We start from the raw sequence: 18,723 nt of genomic DNA, 5'->3' as shown, positions 1-18,723 counted from the left end.
GCGCGGTTACTCAGCGGCCTCGGCAACGCCCACGAGGATATCGCGGATTGCTGCCTCTTTGATGTCGTCATGCTCGGCAATGACCACCAGACGCGAGCGGCGTTCTTCGCCGGGTTCCCACGGTCGGTCGTACTGATGGCGCACACGGGCGCCAACGGCCTGCACCAGAAGGCGCATAGGTTTGCCCTGAACAGCGGCATAGCCTTTGACGCGCAGGATGTTCAGCTCATTTGCCAGACGTTCGATATTGGCGACCAACTCGGCAGGATCGGCCTGTTCCGGCAACTCGACGATGATGCTTTCGAAGTCGTCATGCTCGTGATCGTGGTGACCATCGTGATGCGACGGACGGGCGTCCATGTCATCCTCGGCGGCGGCTTCCAGACCCAGTACCACGCGCACATCCACGGCGCCTTCGGCGACTTCTACAACGGGTAGTGGGCGCGGGGCTTCGGCAGCTATGATCTCTTTGGCTTTCGCAACGCCTTCCGGACCGGCCAGATCGGGCTTGGTCAGCAGGATGATATCTGCGCAGGAGATCTGATCCTCGAACACCTCTGACAGGGGTGTCTCGTGGTCGATCGAGTCATCGGCCAAGCGCTGGGCGTCCACCGCCTCGACATTCGGAGCAAAGCGACCGGCGGCGACGGCTTCGGCGTCTGCCAGAGCGATTACGCCGTCCACAGTGATTTTCGACCGAATATCGGGCCAGTCGAACGCTTTAAGGAGCGGTTTTGGCAGGGCCAGACCAGAGGTTTCGATCAGGATGTGATCGGGGCGCGGTTCCAGCGCCATCAGCGTCTCGATGGTTGGGATGAAATCATCGGCCACGGTGCAACAGATGCAGCCATTGGCCAGTTCCATGATGTTTTCCGCCGGGCAATCCGGGATGGCACAGGATTTCAGGATATCGCCATCGACGCCAACATCACCGAACTCGTTGACCACCACGGCAAGACGCTTGCCCTGAGGGTTCTGCATCAGGTGACGCACCAGTGTGGTTTTGCCCGAGCCCAGAAAGCCGGTGATCACGGTCACGGGAAGTTTTTCAAGGTTCGACATGATCTCAAGCTCCAATCGGGGGAATGCGCGAGGCGCAGTTTTTGCGGAAATGTTCAGGGCGCTCACGCCACTTTACCAGCCCATCATCAGTGGCCAGGTATCTGGTCGCACCTTCGACAATAACGTCGACATGATCGGTTTCGTTCAGGTTCTCATAAATAAAGGTCCAGCGATGCGGTCCACCACGCAGCACGATCGAACAGCCCTGATCGCAGTTCGACAGGCATTCCACCGGCTTCAGGGTGATGCCCTGAGGCAGATCGGCCTGTTTCAAAGCTTTATGCAGCAACGTGCCCGGGCGCTGTGCGTCATCCTCGACGGGTTGCCCGCGACGGCATGTCGTGCAGACCAGCAACTCGACTGGTGCGGTCTCGGTCATGTCTCTCATCCCCCCAAATCCTCTTCGCGGGGGACGGGGTTTCATGCGGGCCACGCGTCTGCACATGGACCCGACACCGGAACACCCCGCCCGGTTACATCTTCGGCTGCTGGCAGGTCTCCCGGCTTGCGGATGTCAGAGGCTTGGCTCTGGCAGATGTCCCGCCTTCCCGGCCTTGTGGGCCAGTGGCTTTGGGCACCCTCTCCGGTCACGGTCGCGGGGGCGGCTGCGTTTGACGGAAAACCGCTGACGCATTCCCTTTTCATCCATCTGAAGATGGACACCAACGCATGGGACATGCGGCACGGGCGGGGGGCTTGTCAAGCGCGAGACGCGCGTTGATTTCCACGAGGTCGGAAAAGCGACCAGCCAATGTCAGTCAGCGGCATCTGTGGCCAGCCTGTCGCGCAACCATGCACAAAATAGTCCGGCGGCAGCGGTAGGCTGCGAAGCCCCGTGTGTGCGGATCAGATAATGAGATTGAGCAAAAGGAATCGCAGGGCCAGCAATCGCGATGGGCGCACCTTGCCGGATTGCGTTTCGGGCGAACCGTTCCAGAATGGTCGCGTATCCTGCTCCGGCCATAACAAGCTGCAGCGCCGCAACCGAGGTGTCGACGGAGTGTTGGGGTGGCTGGTCGGGGGGCACGATGTCGTTGGCCTGAAAGTAGCGCGCCCAGTTGTCCTCATATCCAAGGATGTGGATCAAGGGACCGTTACAAAGGGCGCTCAGTGCGGGAATGCTGTCCCCGGCTTTGCAAACCGGAACCAGTTTCTCGTCGGTGAGTTTTTCGGAATGCACTGCAGGCCAGTCGCCGTACCCCAGCCGAATTTCAACATCCACGTCTTCGGGGGCGATGTTGTCGTTCCAGATATGCGACACCAGCCGGACAGGGATATCAGGGTGCCGAGCGGTAAAGTCAGGTAATTCTGCGGCCACCCAGTAGGTCGCCGTCGAAATCGCCGCCCTGATGGTCAGGGTTTGGCGAGAGGCTGGCCCGAACAGGCTGTTGGTGGACAGCGCGATATCCCCGAGCGCGCGCCGAACCGTCAGCGAATAGGATTGCCCAAGCTCTGTCAGTTCCAGCCGCCGCGCATTTCTGGTGAACAGCTTTTGCCCCAGTTCGGCCTCCAGTGACCGGATGTGTAGGGACACCGCAGTCTGTGTCAGTCCAAGTTCGCGCGCGGTTGTGGTGAAGTTCAGATGGCGCGCCGCGGATTCGAAGCTGCGCAACCAAGCAGGGTTTGGAAGTCGATCCATCTATCACCAAAAAAAATTGACCATAATGCGCGTTATTATTCATTTCAGTTTCCTGAGCGCAACATCAATACTCGGCTGGGAAAGGGCATCGGACTGGTCCCGCAGGAGGAAAAAAATGAAAGTTGGATTCATCGGTTTGGGAAATGTGGGCGCAAAGCTGTCCGGTTCGCTTTTGCGCAATGGGGTCGACCTGACGGTTCACGATCTCGACCCGAATCTGGTGGCGGAGTTCGTTGCGAAAGGCGCCAAAGCAGCCGAAAGCCCGGCGCAGATGATGCGCGACTGCGAAGCCGTCATAACCTGCCTTCCGTCGCCTGCTGCCTCGGATGCTGTGATGCAGGAGATGCTGCCCGAAGTCAGCCTGGGCAAGATCTGGATGGAGATGTCGACAACCGACGAGGCCGAGGTCAAACGCCTTGGCGCCATGGTGATCGAGCGCGGAGGTGCTGCGGTCGACTGCCCTGTATCCGGCGGGTGCCACCGGGCAGCAACCGGCAACATCTCGATCTTTGCGGGATGCGATCGTGCAACGTTTGAGCGGATTCTACCGTTCTTGACCACCATGGGGCGACGGGTCCTGCACACAGGCGATCTGGGCTCGGCATCTGTCCTGAAGGTTCTGACGAACTATCTTGCCACGGCCAACCTGATCACCTGCGCCGAGGCATTAGTGACTGCCAAAGCGGCGGGAATGGACCTCAACACCACTTACGAGGCGATCAAGATTTCGTCGGGCACTTCATTTGTGCATGAGACAGAAAGCCAGGTCATTCTGAACGGGTCGCGTGACATCTCATTCACGATGGACCTTGTGAAAAAGGACATTGGTTTATTTCAGGAAGTCGCCGACCGTGCCGGTGTGCCTTTGGAAATCAACCCGGTGATGATCAGCATCTTCGATGACGGCATTGCCCGATATGGGGATCGGGAACTGTCGCCGAACATCATCAAAAGGCTTGAGGATGCGACGGGTCTGGACATCACGGCACCCGGTTTTCCAGCCGAGATGGCTGACGACGAACCGGAAGAGCCTGGTTACGAAGTCATTCCTCAGGGACGTAGGGCTGAATGACGCAGTACTCATGTCGCTGAAACCGGGCGCCATTTCAGGAGAGTGGAGGCGAGTACCGGAATCGAACCGGTGTACACGGATTTGCAATCCGCTGCGTCACCACTCCGCCAACTCGCCTTTTCAAGTAAAATCAAATACTTGCTGTGGTGTGGCAGGCGTTTTAACACCTTTCGACTGAGGCGTCCAGAGGGTTGGTTGTAAAAATCCAACCCCGGCTTCTGCCCTATGGCACTATGCCGCCCCAAGTTCTTGCGATCCGGCAAAACTTTCAACGTCAGAGCCGTTGCCGGTTTCGTCTGGATATGGCACAAGCCGGACATCCTTGGGAATAACATGAGCGATCCAATGACAGATTTCGCAACCCGGCGCCGCACGATGGTTGATACGCAAGTCCGGCCCTCTGATGTAACGAAATTCCCCATCATTGATGCCATGCTGACCGTCCAGCGAGAGAATTTTGTACCGGATGCGCAGCGAGAAGCGGCATATGCTGAAGGCATTATTGACCTTGGTGACGGGCGTTGCCTGCTGGAGCCGCGGACACTGGCCAAAATGCTGGATGCGCTGAATATTTCCAATGATGAGGCGGTTTTGGATATCGCTCCGGCACTGGGATATTCCACGGCTGTTGCTGCCCGGATGGCGCAACTGGTGGTGGCAGTGGAAGTGGATGAAAGTCTGGCCTCAGAGGCACAGGCAATTCTGATGGAGGCCGATGCCGACAACGCAATCGTGCATATTGGTCCATTGGAGCAGGGCGCAACAGAGCACGGGCCATATGACGTCATCATGATTCAAGGTGGGGTTGAGCAGGTTCCGGACGCTTTGATCGCACAGTTGAAGGATCATGGCCGCATCGCGTGCCTCTTCGTAGAAGGTGAACTTGGAACCGTTCGGATTGGGCACAAATCCGGAAATCGGGTGACGTGGCGTCATGCGTTTAACGCTAATGCTCCGGTTTTGCAGGCATTTTCTGCAGAGTGTGCATTTTTGCTATAATCTATCCCTGTATTCTTGTGGCACCTTGATAAGTTGAAGACAAACGCGCAAACTATACTCCGGGCAGCATAATTTTAGTTTGAGAAGGATTTGTTATGCGTTCAAGGGGCACTGGGAGGAAGTTCGTTAGAGCATTGGTAGTGACGGCGGGGATCGCCCTCAGTGCGTTGCCAGGACGAGCAGTTTGGGCCGATAATTTAACCGATGCATTTATCGGGGCCTATAACACAAGCGGTTTGCTGGAACAGAACCGCGCGTTATTGCGCGCCGCTGATGAAGACGTTGCAATCGCATTGTCAGCACTGCGGCCGATCATCAACTGGACGGTGCAGGTAAGTCAGGATTACACCAGAGCAACGACCAGTGGTGTCGTAACCAGGAATGAACCGTCGAACTTTTTTACGGGCCTTACCCTGAGCCAGCTGATCTATGATGGTGGGTTTTCGGTTTTGGGCAAACAATCCGCGCAGGAAATCGTTCTGTCCACACGGCAGAACCTGCTGGATATTGAACAATTAGTCCTGTTTCGCGCAGCGGAAGCTTATCTTGGTGTTTTGCTGCAGGAAGAAACCGTACAGATTCGGCTGAACAACGTAGACGTGTCGGCAGAAGAACTGCGGGCCTCGCAAGATCGATTCGAAGTTGGTGAGGTCACACGAACAGACGTCGCACTGTCCGAAGCGCAACTTGCCAGCTCGCAAGCGGATTTGGCTGTCGCCCGGGGTAATCTGAGCATCGCTCAGGCTGAATATGTGAACGCTGTTGGCAAGCAACCGGGTCGGACAGCGGGCCAACCCAGCCTACCCAACCTGCCACGGTCCGAGGCCGAAGCGGTCAGTCTCGCCCAACGCAACCACCCATCCATCCTGTCCGCGCAGCACGAGGTGCGGGCTTTGGACCTGCAAGTTCAGCAACAACGCGCCAACCTCGGTCCCAATGTCAGCCTGAACGCCGATGCAGGGATCAGAGAAAGCTATGACAATGACGACAACCTCGAAGATGCGTCAGTTTCGCTGAACTTTAACCAGCCGATCTATGCCGGTGGTCGACTAGCCGCCAGTGTCCGCCGCTCAATGGCGACACGGGACGCGTCGCGCGCTAACCTGCTGAACGTACAGAAAGACATCACTCAGGGGGTCGCGGACGCTTATGCCGCTTTTCAGGCCGCCACAGCCAGCCTGAGAGCATCGACAGAACGTGTCCGTGCCTCGCAGGTTGCTTTTGACGGAATTCGTGAAGAAGCAACTTTGGGCGCACGTACCACTCTGGACGTTCTGAATGCCCAGCAGGATTTGCTGGACGCGCAATTGGCCGAAGTTGCATCGCGAACCGAACGGTCCCGGGCTGCGTATCAGCTGCTTCAGGCACAGGGCCTGTTGACTGCCGAACGTCTGGGACTTGCGGTTCAAATTTACGATCCAACCCTTTACTACAATCTGGTAAAAAAGGCTCCGGCCCAGATCAGCAGGCAAAGCAAGGACCTGGATCGCGTTCTCAAAGCGTTGCGCCGAGACTAAGAGCTGATACTACCTGTTGTGACGTTTGACTTGTTTAGCTACACTCGATCTTGTGGATAGAGCGGTAGAGAACAATGACGGAAAAAGTCGTAAACGCGGGAATCGAGGACGTCCTGTCCTCGATTAAACGTTTAGTAAGCGAAGAGGATCGAAAGATTCCAAACTTACTATCGTCCAATTCTCGAAAACGAAGCAAATTGGTTCTGACCGATGCCTTGCGCGTCGGTGAAGCAGCTAAAGACCTGTCTCAGCCAGTAAAAGAAGAAACGGTCTACAAGGCCGAAGATTCGGTAAAGCCGATGGTTCTGCGCGCCTGCGATATCGTTCAGCATTCTGAACCAGCCGCTGAACAGAAAAAGCCCGAACCCGAGGAAGGCCTTGCAGGAAGCCTGAGCGCCAAGATCGAAGCGTTGGAAGCTGCCATTGCGCGAACCGAAGATCAGTGGGAACCGGATGGTGACAGTGATGATGCCTATGCAGGTACGCCTAACAGGATACTTGCGTGGACCTCGGAGCAGGAATTCGACTTGGTCGACACCAACAGCGAAAACGACGATCCGGTGGTCGAAACAAAGGTGGCAAAGCAAGAGACAAAGCAGACAGGGCAAACTGAGCCTGTCACCACAGCGACCTTTATTCGTGATCCCGCTGTTTCTGCGAAGGAAATCCCTGATCAGATTGAGGTTCAAGCGCTGACGGATGCACCGGCCATGGACAAAGAGGCGTTGCGCGAACTGATTGCGCAGGTTGTTCGGGAAGAGTTGCAAGGCGTGCTGGGCGAGCGCATTACCCGCAATGTTCGGAAAATGGTGCGGCGAGAAATTTATCGGGCGCTGGCCGAACAGAAACTGGAATAAGCGTTACGACCGACTTGGAGGCCTGGCCGTCGCCAATAGGCGATCCAGGTCCATATGTCGTTCCAGATGATCCGCCAGCGCATCCAGAGTATCCTCTACCCCATCCTCGTAAGACAGGTCTGATACTGCGCCCAACTGTTCCAGATAGCTGGCTCTGAACGCGTCTGACGAAAAAATACCGTGAAGGTAGCTGCCGCGAACGCGACCAGTCTGATTGGCGGCGCCTTCCGGCCGGTTTTCAATCTCCAGCCAGGCACGTTCGCAATCCGGGCCTTCGGTCCGGCCCATGTGAATCTCATACCCAGTGACAGGCTCGGCGTTCGGAATTGTCCGGGCCGTTCGCAGTGTGACCTGCTTTTTGCCCGCCATGATGGTGGTCACATTCAGCAGGCCCAAGCCCTTTACCGTACCCGGTTGGCCGTCGACGCCATCCGGGTCCGCGATGGTTTTACCCAGCATCTGGTAGCCGCCGCACAGGCCCAGAACGTGACCGCCCCGACGGACATGGGCGTAAAGGTCAATGTCCCAGCCTTGCGCCCGGAAAAAGTTCAGATCGCCGATCGTAGATTTGCTGCCGGGCAGCAATACAAGGTCGGCGTCACCGGGCAGGGGGCGACCGGCGGGGATGATTTCGACCGATACGCCCGGCTCGGCTGACAGCGGGTCCAGATCGTCGAAATTGGCCATCCGCTCCAACTGTGGCACGACAACCTTGCAGGATCCTCCGCTATGGGAACGTATGTCCATCATATCCTCGGCAGGGAGCTTCCATGCGTCCTGGAACCACGGGACAACGCCCATACAAGACCAGCCAGTGCGCACGGCGATATCATCGCGACCCTCGTCGAACAGGGACACGTCGCCCTTGAACCGGTTGACGGCAAAGCCCTGAATCATTGTCAGATCATCTTTGTCCAGAACCGCCTGTGTTCCGACTATCTGCGCGATCACGCCGCCTCGGTGGATATCGCCGACCAGAACCACCGGCACTCCGGCCGCACGGGCGAAACCCATATTCGCGATGTCACCTTTGCGCAGGTTGGTCTCGGCCGGACTTCCGGCACCCTCAATCAGTACCAGATCGGCGTCGCTGCACAGCCGGCCAAAGCTTTCCAGAGCAGCACCAAGCAGCCTGGACTTGTCCTTGCGATAGTCACCCGCCTTCATCGTTCCCGCGCGCTGACCCTGTATAATGATCTGAGCACCGGTATCAGTCTCGGGTTTCAACAGGATCGGGTTCATATCCGTATGCGTCGGTCGCTTGGCCGCACGCGCCTGCAGGGCCTGAGCGCGCCCGATCTCACCACCATTTTCGGTTACGGCCGCGTTGTTCGACATGTTCTGCGGCTTGAACGGCGCAACCCGCAACCCGCGGCGTGTGTAGGCCCGCGCCAGCCCGGCGACCAGAACCGATTTTCCGACGTTGCTGCCGGTCCCCTGAATCATGATGGCGCGAACCATGGGTGTCTCCTATACGATGACGCGCAGATGACCTGATTTGAAGACAAAGGGAAAGCCCCGGATGAACACTCCTGCGCATCTTTTGATCGGTGCCACCGTTTTCGCGCGCCCCGCGAAGGGACAGACCCTTTGGGCCGCGCTGCTGGGGTCATTGCTGCCTGATCTGTCGCTTTATGTAATGGCCGGTACTTCTCTGTACATTTTGGGTATTCCGGCACAGGAGGTTTTCGATCAGCTCTATTTTTCGCCCGCGTGGCAGACAGTATTTGCCATCGACAACTCATTTATCCTGTGGGGACTGGCACTGTTGCTGGGGGTGTGGCGCGCCTGGCACTTTCTGACGGTTGCTGCGTCCGCGGGGATTCTGCATCTGGGGATGGATTTCCTGCTGCATGCAGGCGATGGACGGCCGCAGTTCTGGCCGCTGAGCGATTGGGTGTTTCACAGTCCGGTCAGCTATTGGGACAGGACACATAACGCGCTGTGGGTGGTGCCGGCATCCATAGCGATCTGTTCAGCCGCCTACTTGGTGCTATGGAGGAGAGGGCTGTCGGTCTCGGCCAAACTGTTCTTTGCAGTGCTTTTAGGCGCAGAAGTCTGGGTGGCTCGCCAGTGGCTTTTGTTTTTTTGAAGTGCCCAAAAGAAAAGCGCGCTCCGGTCTCGGGAGCGCGCTTTTTCCTTCAGAGGTCGCCTTGGATCAGGCGGCTTCTGCCTGCTGAGCGGCATTGCGACGCTCGCTCTCTTCACGCGACAGTGCAACCGAAGTACGCACGCCACGGCCAACAAACTCCATCAGTCCGCTGACAACGCGCTCGTTCGGGTCGATACCGGCACAGGATAGCACTTCGCGACCATCACGCGAACGCGCCCAGCGGGCGATTTGTTCCGGGCCGTTGCCGTACTTTTTGTCATCGGCGATGGCGTCATCAAGTGCGGCCAACACAACGGCCGCGAAAAGTTTGCGTGCACGATTGCCTTGTTCGTTATTAAAGGCAGTGCCGTCAACGAAATCTCTCATCTCGTTTCCCTTGTTGTTCTTGCTCTTGCATTTTCGGCGTGAGGGTCCTTATGACCTATTAGGTGTGATTCGGATACACCAGAAATGCATAGTTGCGTTGCGTCATTTGCATAGCTTTCTGCAAGTGCAGCACTAGGTCTCGTTGTCTTGTCAGGTGTGGTCCCGCCAGATATAGGGTCGGGAACTGACGCATCAACCGTTTGTGAAGGATTTAAGTCATGCCCAAGATAAATGGGAACGAAATTCGCCCCGGCAATGTGCTTGAGCATAACGACGGGCTGTGGGCTGCCGTCAAGGTCGACCATGTAAAGCCCGGTAAAGGCGGCGCTTTTGCGCAGGTCGAATTGCGCAACCTGCGCAATGGCTCAAAGCTGAACGAACGGTTCCGTTCTGCCGACAAGGTCGAGCGTGTCCGGCTGGAGCAAAAAGATCAGCAGTTCCTGTACGAATCCGACGGGATGCTGGTGTTCATGGATTCCGAAACCTACGAGCAGATTGAACTGCCTGCCGAACTGCTGGGTGAACGTCGCCCGTTTTTGCAGGACGGTATGACTATTTTGGTAGAATTCTACGAAAGTGAGGCGCTGAACGCCACGCTGCCCCAGAAAGTGACCTGTAAAATCGTCGAGACCGAGCCGGTGGTCAAAGGACAGACCGCTGCGAACTCGTTCAAGCCAGCGATTCTGGACAATGGCGTCAAGGTCATGGTGCCGCCCTTCATTGGTCAGGATGAAATGATCGTGGTGAACACGGAAACCATGGAATATTCCGAGCGCGCGTAATTCGACGCCTATGAAGTCCATCAGGAGACCGCGACAGCCTGCGCTGCGCGGTCTTTTTTAGTTCCGCCTCTTTAGTTGGCGATATTGTTCGGGGTTGGGGCCGAACAGTTCCAGCATTAGCTCATATTTGATACGGTTGGCGCTGACCTGCCGGTAAAACGCGATCAGGAACGCCGTAGGGCCTTGAATACGGCCAAGCCCGCTTGTCGCGGCCACCACCGTACCGACATCCGTTCTGCCGTTCAGAACCAAATAACCGCCCAGCATCAGAACTCCGACTGTCCCGGCACCGTTGATGACGCTCAGCAGAAATTTGGCCGACAGCTTCCAGATGAACATCCTGCGGCGCGTGTTGTAGATATCGTCAAACTGAGCCTCGACGTCGCGCGCCACCGCATTGATGTCTTCGGTTGTCAGCCGGTCAGTGGAACTGCGCAGAATTCGGACGCGCTCAGCCACGAAGATGTTCACTTTGCGCTGTGACATCAGGACGATGATAATTTGGGGCACGATCATGGATAGTGCGATCATGCCCAACCCTGGTTGGGTCGAGGAAATATAGCCGATCACGCTGATCAAGGTTCCGATCTGTACAACGGGGTCAGAAAAGGCGCCGCCGGCGAATTTGCCCAGTTCTTCCGCCTCGGCCGAGATGGCGGTGGTCATGGTGCCCTTACGCACCGTTTCACCCGATTCGTTCAAGTCGGCCGAACGCACCAAAAGTCTTTGGCGGATCATGCGGATCAAATCCTCACCCAACGTTCCGGCGCGATAGCCCAGCAGCCACTTCAGTCCGAGGCTGAGCAGGATCACGGCCATCATCCCCATGCCCAAATAGATCAACCGGTCCGTTTCAACATCGTCGGCGGTGAGGTGGTTGATGATGTCGCGCTGAAACTCCAGCGGCACCGCTGCCAGAGCCGCGATGGCGATGGATAGAACAATAAGGATGATCTGCCGCCCGGCGCTGGCGCGCCAGATCGCTCTGTACAGCTGAAACATATGCGTACCCGGTTCCTTGAACTTCGGCCAGTGTGGCAGCGCCGCAGGGCTTGTTCAAACGGTACTTGAGGAGCAGGCAAATCGCACGTGCCGGATTGGCGACATGTTAGTTTTCAAGACTGATTACGGCCTCATCGGCCCTCAGGTCCCCCTTGGCTCGGTCCAGTCTCAGATAGGCGATGCCCCAACCGTTTGACTGGGTGAACAATGTGCCGGCCGATTTTCCACCGGACGAGATTTCCGTCCCGACCGGGGCTGTGCCGGCAACCCGGACGCTACGCAGGCCTTTGCGCAGTTCGGTCTTGTGCTTCATCCGCGCGGTAACTTCCTGCCCAACATAGCAGCCCTTTTTAAAGTCGACACCGTTCAGTGTCTCAAAACCGGATTCGAGGATGTAGCTGTCCGGGGTCAGCTCGATGCCGGTTTCAGGTATGCAGTGGCGCACGCGAATCGCGTCCCAATCTGTGTCGTCATCGCTTTCGGCATCTGCAGAGTAAGCCCGCCAGCCCATATCGGGATGACGCGGGTCGGGCAGGGCGCCTTCGGGGGTGGCATCGGTTCCGCGTTGCAGGTTCAGGCCGCTGTCTTCAATGCTGACAGCCGCCCGCAGCTTGTACATGCCCAGCCGTTTGGTCAGTTCATCCGCCAGTACTTCGGCGACATCCAGCAGGATCGCATCGCCATCGCGTTTCAGAAAGAAATCCGCCAGATATTTGCCCTGAGGTGTGAGCAAAGCCGCATAGACCAGCCCGTTTTTCAGCCCGTCAATATCGTTTGTGACCAGACCCTGAAGAAAGCTGTCTGTATCCGGGCCGCTGAGGCGCAAAATACGGCGGTTGGGCATGGGGTGGTCCTCGTCTTTTCCCTTGGCCCCGTGATATAGGAGATCGCGCCGCCATGACCAGAGGGTATCAACCGTGCATGCACCAATAAGCATCGTAATCCCAACCCTGAATGCCGGTGAGGTCCTGCCTGCGACATTGCAAGCGTTGATGGAAGGTCTGCACGCCGGGTTGATCAGGGAGCTGATTGTCACGGATGGTGGCTCAACGGATTCAACATTGGAAATAGCCGAAGAGGCCGGGGCCGGGATCGTAACCGGAAAACCGTCACGCGGGGGCCAATTGCGCCGGGGATGTGCGTCGGCCAAAGGCGATTGGTTGCTGGTCTTGCATGCCGACACCGTCTTGCAGGACGGGTGGAGCAAAGTGGTCGGTGAGCATTTGGACACCGGCAAGCCCGCCGCCTTTCGGTTGTCCTTTGGTGCGAAGGGATTCGGGCCAACATGGGTGGCGGGCTGGGCCAATCTGCGCAGCCGCGTGTTTGGCCTGCCCTACGGGGATCAGGGGCTATTGGTTCCGCGTCAGACTTATTTGAGCGCGGGGGGCTATCAGGATCAGCCGTTGATGGAGGACGTTGCACTCGTGCGCGCTTTGTCGGGCATCACGTTGTTGAAGGCGCGCGTGATTACGAGCGCGGACCGCTATGCGCGGGCGGGTTGGGTGCGCCGTGGGGCTCGGAATCTGTGGACGCTGACGCGGTATTTTCTGGGGGCAGATCCGGAGCGGTTGGCGCAGACCTATCGCCGCTGAGTGTTGCGCGTAATTCGACGACAGATTTGCCCAGGCGAAAGGGCGCGGCAAAGCTGACCAGACACAGGGCGATGATCTGCAAAACCAAGATATGTGCATTGGCCTGCAGATATTCCCATTCATCCTTCAGTTTCCCGACTTGTTCCACCAGATCATCATAACTTTGAGCGAGGATCAGGTAGTCCCCGGCAATGGCGGGAACCTTGCGGCGCATGTTGTCGATGGCCGCCTGAGTTTTATCGTCCAGCGTCGTGAATACCAGAAACTGGTCGATACTGAAGGCGTCGGCTTTGGCCGCCATCGCCCGCATGTCGTCCTGTTCTTCTTTCGCTTGCCGCCCGAACAGGAATTGCAGCCCTTGCAGGGGCGCGACCTCGTTGGTCACGGCAATGAACAGGGGCAGGTCGGCGTTGCTGGCGGTCGAGGCAGACAGAAACTCGACCTTGTCGCACAAAACGGCCGTGTCAGGATCATAGGCCGGATCGCAAAACCTCAGACGAAACCGCGCGGCGTCCCGATCAAAGGCCAGCGTCGCGGCATAGGCCACGTCGATCTGCCGGTCCAGCCGCGAACTGTCAGACGTATAAAGCCCGGCCAACACCGCCACCAGCGCGCCAATCCCACCCAGAACGACCCAGACCAGATCAGCCAGCTTCCACGCCCGGTGCCCCGCCGGTTTTCGAAACAGAAACGCAGTGCCGACCGACCCGATCAGAAAGAACAGGATCAGCAAGAGTAGCTGGTTTTCGGTTACAAATGTCATGACACCAAAGTGACCGCCCGCCTGCGTGCTGGCAACACTCCTCACGTGCAGTTGTACCTTTCTTCTGCTGAAAGGCGTTAAGATCCCGAGCTTTGGCCAAATTTCCGGAATAGTTTGGTCCGGTCAAAGGCTTGTTCCAGCTCATCGGTCCGTTCTTTCACTGAATCCCAAAGTCGTTCCTGCACCTCGGCGATGACGCATTCCATCAGCACCAGAATGGACGCCATGGAATCCCACGCGGACGGAACGGCGATACGCGCGGCGAAGGTATGTTTGGCCAGCCGGTGAATCGGCGAGCGCCACTGATCGGTGAACAGCACGATCTCGGCCTCTCGTTCGTGGCACAGCTGACCGATCAGCAGGGTTGAGTTTTCATAACGGCGCACGTCCAGGGCGATCAGAACGTCATTCTTGCGGATATCCAGCAGGTCATGGGTCCAGGACGCCGCAAAGGGCAGCAGGCGGACATCGGGGCGGATCATTTGCAAGTGAAGGTAAAGGTACTGCGCCAAGGTGCCGGTGATGCGTCCCCCGGTTATGAAGATGCGCCGGTCGGGATCACAGAGCAGGTTGCAAAAGCTGTCAAATTCCGCCGGGTCGACCTCATCAATGGTTCGCTTCTGATTGGCGAGCGTCTGCTGGGAATACCGGTTCAGGATATGCTCTTCCGGCAAGTCGTTCTGCCAGAGGTCACGCTTGGCGACAGGCCCCGAGATCATCTCTTTGACTTCACTACGCAGGGCAGCCTGAAACTGAGGATAGCCGTCGAAACCGGTTTTCTGCAGCATCCGGGCGACGGTAGTTGTCGAAACCGAGGCCGCGCTGGCCAACTCGGTGATGCTGCCAAGGCCCGCCATGGGGTAGTCGTCCAGCAGGACGCTGACCAGTTGCCGCTCGGACGGTGTCATCATTTCCCGCTGGGCCAGCAGTCTGTCCGTTACCCGCACCAATTGGTCCTCCTGCATCTGCTCTATGCGCAGTGTGAAAATTTTTTCACGCTGAACAAGGGTGATGCAATTTGTACAGGAAAATTATTGACAGGTGAATGCTTCGTGTGGAAATTTTTCCACAACGTGTTTCGGGGAATCGCAGGGCGGCACATTGGACATTGGAACAGTTGTTCACACGGACAGATCCGGCGACACACCTTCGGTCGTGTTGGTGTGTGAACATGCGTCTAAACGCATCCCAGGTTTTCTGGGGGACATGGGGCTAACGACGGACGCGCTGGAAAGCCACATCGCGTGGGATCCGGGGGCCTTGGCTGTGGCAAAACTGATGGCAAACCGTATGTCAGCACCTCTGGTTTATGGCGGGGTTTCGCGGTTGGTTTATGATTGTAACCGCCCACCTGAGGCATCAGGTGCCATGCCCTCCAAAAGCGAACACTACATAATCCCCGCTAATGTAGATTTGTCGCCGGAAGAGCGCCTGAGGCGGGTCGAAAGCATTTACGTACCCTTTACCCAAACCCTGTCCGGCTTGGTTGGTAAACACCGCGACTCGCTGGCGCTGATGGTTACAATTCACAGCTTTACGCCAACCTATCTTGGTCAAAAACGAGAGGTTGAACTGGGCCTTTTGCATGGTCACGACGATCGGTTCGCGTTGGCGATGATGAAAGAAGCGCCCTCTGAACTGCAATTCGATACTCGCCTGAACGAGCCGTACTCAGCCAAAGACGGAGTAGCGCATACGCTGGACACACAGGCGTTGCCTAATGGGCTGCTGAACGTGATGATCGAAATTCGCAACGATCTGATCCGCACGCCCGAGCAACAGAGTACTATGGCTGAGTGTCTTGTTCCGTGGATCGACCGGACTTTGGCGGGACTTCGGGAAAGGGAAGCAGTGTGATCAAAGCGATGGCGACATACGTGCGGGTCGTCGACGCGGTCAACTACAGGATTGGCCGGGTGATGATGTGGGGACTGTTCGTGATGATGGGGATCCTGCTGTGGTCCTCAGTCTCTAAGACCTTTTTCCTGCCATCGCTCTGGACGCTGGAAATGGCGCAGTTCGCGATGGTGACCTATTACATCGTGGGCGGGCCTTATTCGATCCAGCTGGGATCGAATGTGCGGATGGACCTGTTTTACCACAACTGGAGCCCGCACAAGAAAGCCTGGTTCGACGCCTTCACAGTTATCCTGCTGATCCTCTATCTGGGCGTCCTGTTCTATGGAGGACTGGGATCAACCGCCTATAGCCTGGGGTATTGGGGCGACGAGCCTGTGTCATATTTCATCGGCCTGCTGACGGGCAGCGAGGAAATCGGACGGCTGGAACGCTCTTCGACCGCATGGCGCCCTTATATCTGGCCGGTCAAGACCATCATGGTGTTCGGTTTCTTCCTGATGTTGCTGCAGGCGATCTCGGAATTTTTCAAAGACATAGCCCGGATCAACGGGCAGGAGATCGGAGTGCGGCGGGCATGAGCCAGGAATTTATCGCCATCTTCATGTTCGCTCTGATGATGCTGATGCTGTTCACCGGACAGCGTGTCTTTGGCGCGATCGGCGCTGTTGCAACCATTGCTGCGCTGGCTCTGTGGGGTACGGGCGGGCAGGACATCACGTTCTCGGCGGCGATGAAGTTGATGAAGTGGTACCCGCTGCTGACGCTGCCGATGTTCATCTTCATGGGCTATGTGCTGAGCGAGAGCCGTCTGGCTGATGACCTGTACCGGATGTTCCACGTTTGGATGGGGCCGGTGAATGGCGGGTTGGCCATCGGCACCATCGGCCTGATGGTTCTGGTTTCAGCCATGAACGGACTCAGCGTTGCGGGCATGGCCATTGGTGCGACGATTGCTTTGCCGGAACTTCTACGGCGTGGTTATGACAAGATCATGGTGACAGGAGTCATTCAAGCGGGGTCCAGCTTGGGGATTCTCGTGCCGCCCTCTGTGGTTCTGGTGCTCTATGCCATGATCGCACGTCAACCGGTCGGGCAGTTGTGGCTGGCGGGTATCCTTCCCGGCCTGTTGATGGCCAGTCTGTTCATCTTGTACATCTGGATCCGCTGCCGCATTCAGCCCGAACTCGGGCCTGCGATGGAAGACGCACATGAGGTGCCCCGGGCCGAGAAAATCCGGCTGCTGGGGGCAGGGGCACTGCCGCTGATCATCTTTGCCGCGATGATGGTGCCGTTTGTGAATGGCTGGACGTCGCTGGTTGAAAGCTCGGCCATCGGGGCGCTGACCGCCCTTGTCGTATCGGTCATCAAACGTCGGATGACGTGGAAGATATTCGAGGACTGCACCAAGCAGACGCTGGCGATTTCCTGCATGTTCATGTGGATCATCCTTGCCGCGCTGGGCTTTGGGGCCGTGTTCGACGGGTTGGGTGCGGTGAAAGCCATCGAGAACTTGTTCACCGAGCAGCTGGGTCTCTCGCCGTGGATGATCCTGATCCTGATGCAGCTGAGTTTTATCGTCATGGGCACGTTTCTGGACGACACCGCAATGCTGGTCATCGTCGCTCCACTTTATGTGCCGCTGGTTGGCGCGCTGGGCTTCGACCTCATCTGGTATGGGGTGCTGTACACGATCACAACGCAGATCGCCTATATGACGCCGCCCTTCGGCTACAACCTGTTCCTGATGCGGGCGATGGCCCCGCCCGAGATCGGGTTGAAGGACATCTACCGCTCGATCATCCCTTTTGTCGGCGTGATGGTGCTGGCCCTGATTATCATAATGGCAGTCCCGGAAATCGCCCTTTGGCTGCCCGGTTATGTTTATGGAAATTAACAAGAATGCCCAGTGAACGGGCACGCAAACTTAAATGGAGAGGAGATTAACATGACGACAAGACGTAAGTTTTTGAAAACAGCCGGGGTGGGCGTTGCAGCCGCGCCCCTGGCTGCGCCTGCTCTGGCGCAGAGCACGATCACATGGCGGATGCAGACCTACGCTGGTCCGGCACTGGCTGAACACGTGATCGACCCGGCGATTGAGATGTTCAATAAGATCGCTGGTGACCGTATGCAGATCGAGCTGTTCTACGCCGATCAACTGGTTCCGACTGGAGAACTGTTCCGCGCCATGCAAAAGGGAACCATCGATGCTGTGCAATCCGACGATGACTCGATGGCGTCGCCGACCGAAGTCACCGTGTTCGGCGGTTATTTCCCCTTTGCCTCGCGCTATTCTCTGGACGTGCCCGTACTGTTCAATCAGTGGGGCCTGAACGAGATCTGGGACGAGGAATATTCCAAGGTCGGCGTCAAGCACATCAGCGCCGGTGCATGGGATCCGTGCCACTTTGCCACCAAGGACCCGATCAACTCGCTGGAAGACATGAAGGGCAAACGCATCTTCACCTTCCCGACAGCTGGCCGGTTCCTCAGCCAGTTCGGCGTCGTGCCGGTCACTCTGCCATGGGAAGACATCGAAGTCGCTGTTCAAACCGGCGAGCTGGATGGCATCGCATGGTCGGGCATCACCGAAGACTACACCGTTGGCTGGGCTGACGTGACCAACTACTTCCTGACCAATAACGTGTCGGGTGCTTGGGCCGGTCACTTCTTTGCCAACATGGATCGCTGGAACGAACTGCCCGAGGATCTTCAGACCCTGTTCAAGGTTTGCTGCGATCAGTCCCATTACTACCGCCAGTGGTGGTACTGGGGTGGCGAGGCCAACCTGCGTGTCAATGGCACCAAGATGCAACTGACAACCATCCCGGACGAAGAATGGGCGACCGTTGAACAGGCCGCAGTGAAGTTCTGGGACGAAATCGCGGCGGAATCCGAGACCAAAGCTAAAGTTGTGGACATCTTCAAGCGCTACAACGCCGAAATGCTCAAGGCCGGTCGGCCTTACCGCTACGGCTAATTCAAGACACAGGGCGGGCGGTTACGCCTGCCCTGAAAACTGGGGAATGAGGCTGATATGACTCTCGACGATTTGAAGTCGCAGTTTACTGCGGGTTTGGTTGATACGGTTTTGGTTTG

19 protein-coding genes, 1 tRNA gene, 1 pseudogene and 1 riboswitch are annotated in these 18,723 nt (G+C 57.3%); of the genes and pseudogenes, 11 read left to right on the top strand and 10 right to left on the bottom strand.

Annotated elements, in window-relative coordinates; translation table 11 throughout:
* Positions 1-6 precede the first annotated feature (6 nt).
* The 3 genes from cobW to GOX66_RS17645 form a co-directional block, all read right to left on the bottom strand.
* Complete coding sequence (cobW, locus tag GOX66_RS17655) at positions 7-1,062, bottom strand: cobalamin biosynthesis protein CobW (protein ID WP_170764068.1); 1,056 nt, start codon at positions 1,060-1,062, stop codon at positions 7-9.
* Between the two features lie 4 nt (positions 1,063-1,066).
* Entirely contained in the window at positions 1,067-1,441 is a 375-nt protein-coding gene (locus GOX66_RS17650; protein ID WP_170764066.1) for a DUF1636 family protein, read from the bottom strand.
* A 94-nt stretch (positions 1,442-1,535) separates the two neighbouring features.
* A riboswitch (cobalamin riboswitch) is annotated at positions 1,536-1,744 on the bottom strand.
* Positions 1,745-1,816: 72 nt separating this feature from the next.
* A complete protein-coding gene (locus GOX66_RS17645; RefSeq protein ID WP_170764064.1) occupies positions 1,817-2,701 on the bottom strand; it encodes a LysR substrate-binding domain-containing protein in 885 nt (294 codons plus the stop codon).
* 115 nt (positions 2,702-2,816) lie between these two features.
* On the opposite strand from GOX66_RS17645, the gene GOX66_RS17640 reads away from it, so the two are divergent.
* Positions 2,817-3,773: an NAD(P)-dependent oxidoreductase gene (locus tag GOX66_RS17640; RefSeq protein WP_170764062.1), complete on the top strand. Its 957-nt coding sequence runs from the start codon at positions 2,817-2,819 to the stop codon at positions 3,771-3,773.
* Positions 3,774-3,816: 43 nt separating this feature from the next.
* Here GOX66_RS17640 and GOX66_RS17635 read toward each other — a convergent pair.
* A tRNA-Cys gene (locus GOX66_RS17635) sits at positions 3,817-3,890 on the bottom strand.
* A gap of 228 nt (positions 3,891-4,118) precedes the next feature.
* On the opposite strand from GOX66_RS17635, the gene GOX66_RS17630 reads away from it, so the two are divergent.
* The 3 genes from GOX66_RS17630 to GOX66_RS17620 all read left to right on the top strand — a co-directional run bounded on the left by GOX66_RS17630 (position 4,119) and on the right by GOX66_RS17620 (position 7,146).
* On the top strand, positions 4,119-4,772 hold the full coding sequence (locus tag GOX66_RS17630; protein ID WP_170764060.1) for a protein-L-isoaspartate O-methyltransferase family protein: 654 nt from the start codon (positions 4,119-4,121) through the stop codon (positions 4,770-4,772).
* Positions 4,773-4,867: 95 nt separating this feature from the next.
* Positions 4,868-6,289, top strand: coding sequence for a TolC family outer membrane protein (locus GOX66_RS17625; RefSeq protein WP_170764058.1), 1,422 nt, complete (start codon positions 4,868-4,870; stop codon positions 6,287-6,289).
* Positions 6,290-6,363: 74 nt separating this feature from the next.
* Entirely contained in the window at positions 6,364-7,146 is a 783-nt protein-coding gene (locus GOX66_RS17620) for a hypothetical protein (RefSeq protein ID WP_170764057.1), read from the top strand.
* A 3-nt stretch (positions 7,147-7,149) separates the two neighbouring features.
* On the opposite strand, the gene GOX66_RS17615 is transcribed toward GOX66_RS17620, so the two are convergent.
* Positions 7,150-8,607, bottom strand: a complete 1,458-nt coding sequence (locus tag GOX66_RS17615; RefSeq protein WP_170764056.1) for a cobyric acid synthase — start codon at positions 8,605-8,607, stop codon at positions 7,150-7,152.
* Between the two features lie 61 nt (positions 8,608-8,668).
* Here GOX66_RS17615 and GOX66_RS17610 point away from each other — a divergent pair, with 61 nt between their 5' ends.
* Positions 8,669-9,238: a cobalamin biosynthesis protein CobQ gene (locus tag GOX66_RS17610; protein WP_170764055.1), complete on the top strand. Its 570-nt coding sequence runs from the start codon at positions 8,669-8,671 to the stop codon at positions 9,236-9,238.
* A 66-nt stretch (positions 9,239-9,304) separates the two neighbouring features.
* Here the strand turns inward: GOX66_RS17610 and GOX66_RS17605 are convergent, their stop codons facing one another.
* A complete protein-coding gene (locus tag GOX66_RS17605; RefSeq protein ID WP_037310273.1) occupies positions 9,305-9,625 on the bottom strand; it encodes a DUF6280 family protein in 321 nt (106 codons plus the stop codon).
* A gap of 218 nt (positions 9,626-9,843) precedes the next feature.
* On the opposite strand from GOX66_RS17605, the gene efp reads away from it, so the two are divergent.
* Entirely contained in the window at positions 9,844-10,407 is a 564-nt protein-coding gene (gene efp / locus GOX66_RS17600; RefSeq protein WP_170764054.1) for an elongation factor P, read from the top strand.
* Positions 10,408-10,464: 57 nt separating this feature from the next.
* On the opposite strand, the gene GOX66_RS17595 is transcribed toward efp, so the two are convergent.
* Both GOX66_RS17595 and ygfZ read right to left on the bottom strand, forming a co-directional pair.
* Positions 10,465-11,409 (bottom strand): ABC transporter transmembrane domain-containing protein, encoded by a 945-nt coding sequence (locus GOX66_RS17595; RefSeq protein ID WP_170764053.1) that lies wholly within the window; start codon positions 11,407-11,409, stop codon positions 10,465-10,467.
* A 106-nt stretch (positions 11,410-11,515) separates the two neighbouring features.
* On the bottom strand, positions 11,516-12,253 hold the full coding sequence (ygfZ, locus tag GOX66_RS17590; RefSeq protein ID WP_170764052.1) for a CAF17-like 4Fe-4S cluster assembly/insertion protein YgfZ: 738 nt from the start codon (positions 12,251-12,253) through the stop codon (positions 11,516-11,518).
* Between the two features lie 73 nt (positions 12,254-12,326).
* On the opposite strand from ygfZ, the gene GOX66_RS17585 reads away from it, so the two are divergent.
* Positions 12,327-13,001, top strand: a complete 675-nt coding sequence (locus GOX66_RS17585) for a TIGR04283 family arsenosugar biosynthesis glycosyltransferase (RefSeq protein WP_170764051.1) — start codon at positions 12,327-12,329, stop codon at positions 12,999-13,001.
* A 7-nt stretch (positions 13,002-13,008) separates the two neighbouring features.
* Here GOX66_RS17585 and GOX66_RS26320 read toward each other — a convergent pair.
* Positions 13,009-13,764: pseudogene (locus GOX66_RS26320) on the bottom strand (hypothetical protein); the annotation flags it as partial.
* Positions 13,765-13,841: 77 nt separating this feature from the next.
* On the bottom strand, positions 13,842-14,729 hold the full coding sequence (locus tag GOX66_RS17575) for a MurR/RpiR family transcriptional regulator (RefSeq protein WP_170764050.1): 888 nt from the start codon (positions 14,727-14,729) through the stop codon (positions 13,842-13,844).
* A 136-nt stretch (positions 14,730-14,865) separates the two neighbouring features.
* Here GOX66_RS17575 and GOX66_RS17570 point away from each other — a divergent pair, with 136 nt between their 5' ends.
* Genes GOX66_RS17570 through GOX66_RS17555 form a run of 4 tightly spaced genes read left to right on the top strand, consistent with a single transcriptional unit; the run spans position 14,866 to position 18,604 of the window.
* Positions 14,866-15,621: an N-formylglutamate amidohydrolase gene (locus GOX66_RS17570; protein WP_170764049.1), complete on the top strand. Its 756-nt coding sequence runs from the start codon at positions 14,866-14,868 to the stop codon at positions 15,619-15,621.
* The gene (locus GOX66_RS17565) at positions 15,618-16,202 is read left to right on the top strand and encodes a TRAP transporter small permease subunit (RefSeq protein ID WP_336509499.1); all 585 of its coding nucleotides are present in this window, start codon (positions 15,618-15,620) and stop codon (positions 16,200-16,202) included. Before GOX66_RS17570 ends, GOX66_RS17565 begins: the two co-directional genes overlap by 4 nt.
* Positions 16,199-17,518 carry a TRAP transporter large permease gene (locus tag GOX66_RS17560; protein ID WP_170764048.1) on the top strand — a complete coding sequence of 440 codons (1,320 nt, stop codon included), beginning with the start codon at positions 16,199-16,201 and terminating at the stop codon, positions 17,516-17,518. Before GOX66_RS17565 ends, GOX66_RS17560 begins: the two co-directional genes overlap by 4 nt.
* Before the next feature lie 51 nt (positions 17,519-17,569).
* On the top strand, positions 17,570-18,604 hold the full coding sequence (locus GOX66_RS17555) for a TRAP transporter substrate-binding protein (protein WP_170764047.1): 1,035 nt from the start codon (positions 17,570-17,572) through the stop codon (positions 18,602-18,604).
* The last annotated feature ends 119 nt before the right edge of the window (positions 18,605-18,723 follow it).

The organism is Ruegeria lacuscaerulensis, assembly GCF_013031245.1.
In the GTDB taxonomy this organism is placed as follows: domain Bacteria; phylum Pseudomonadota; class Alphaproteobacteria; order Rhodobacterales; family Rhodobacteraceae; genus Ruegeria; species Ruegeria lacuscaerulensis_C.
This window is presented reverse-complemented; position numbering and strand designations above follow the sequence as displayed.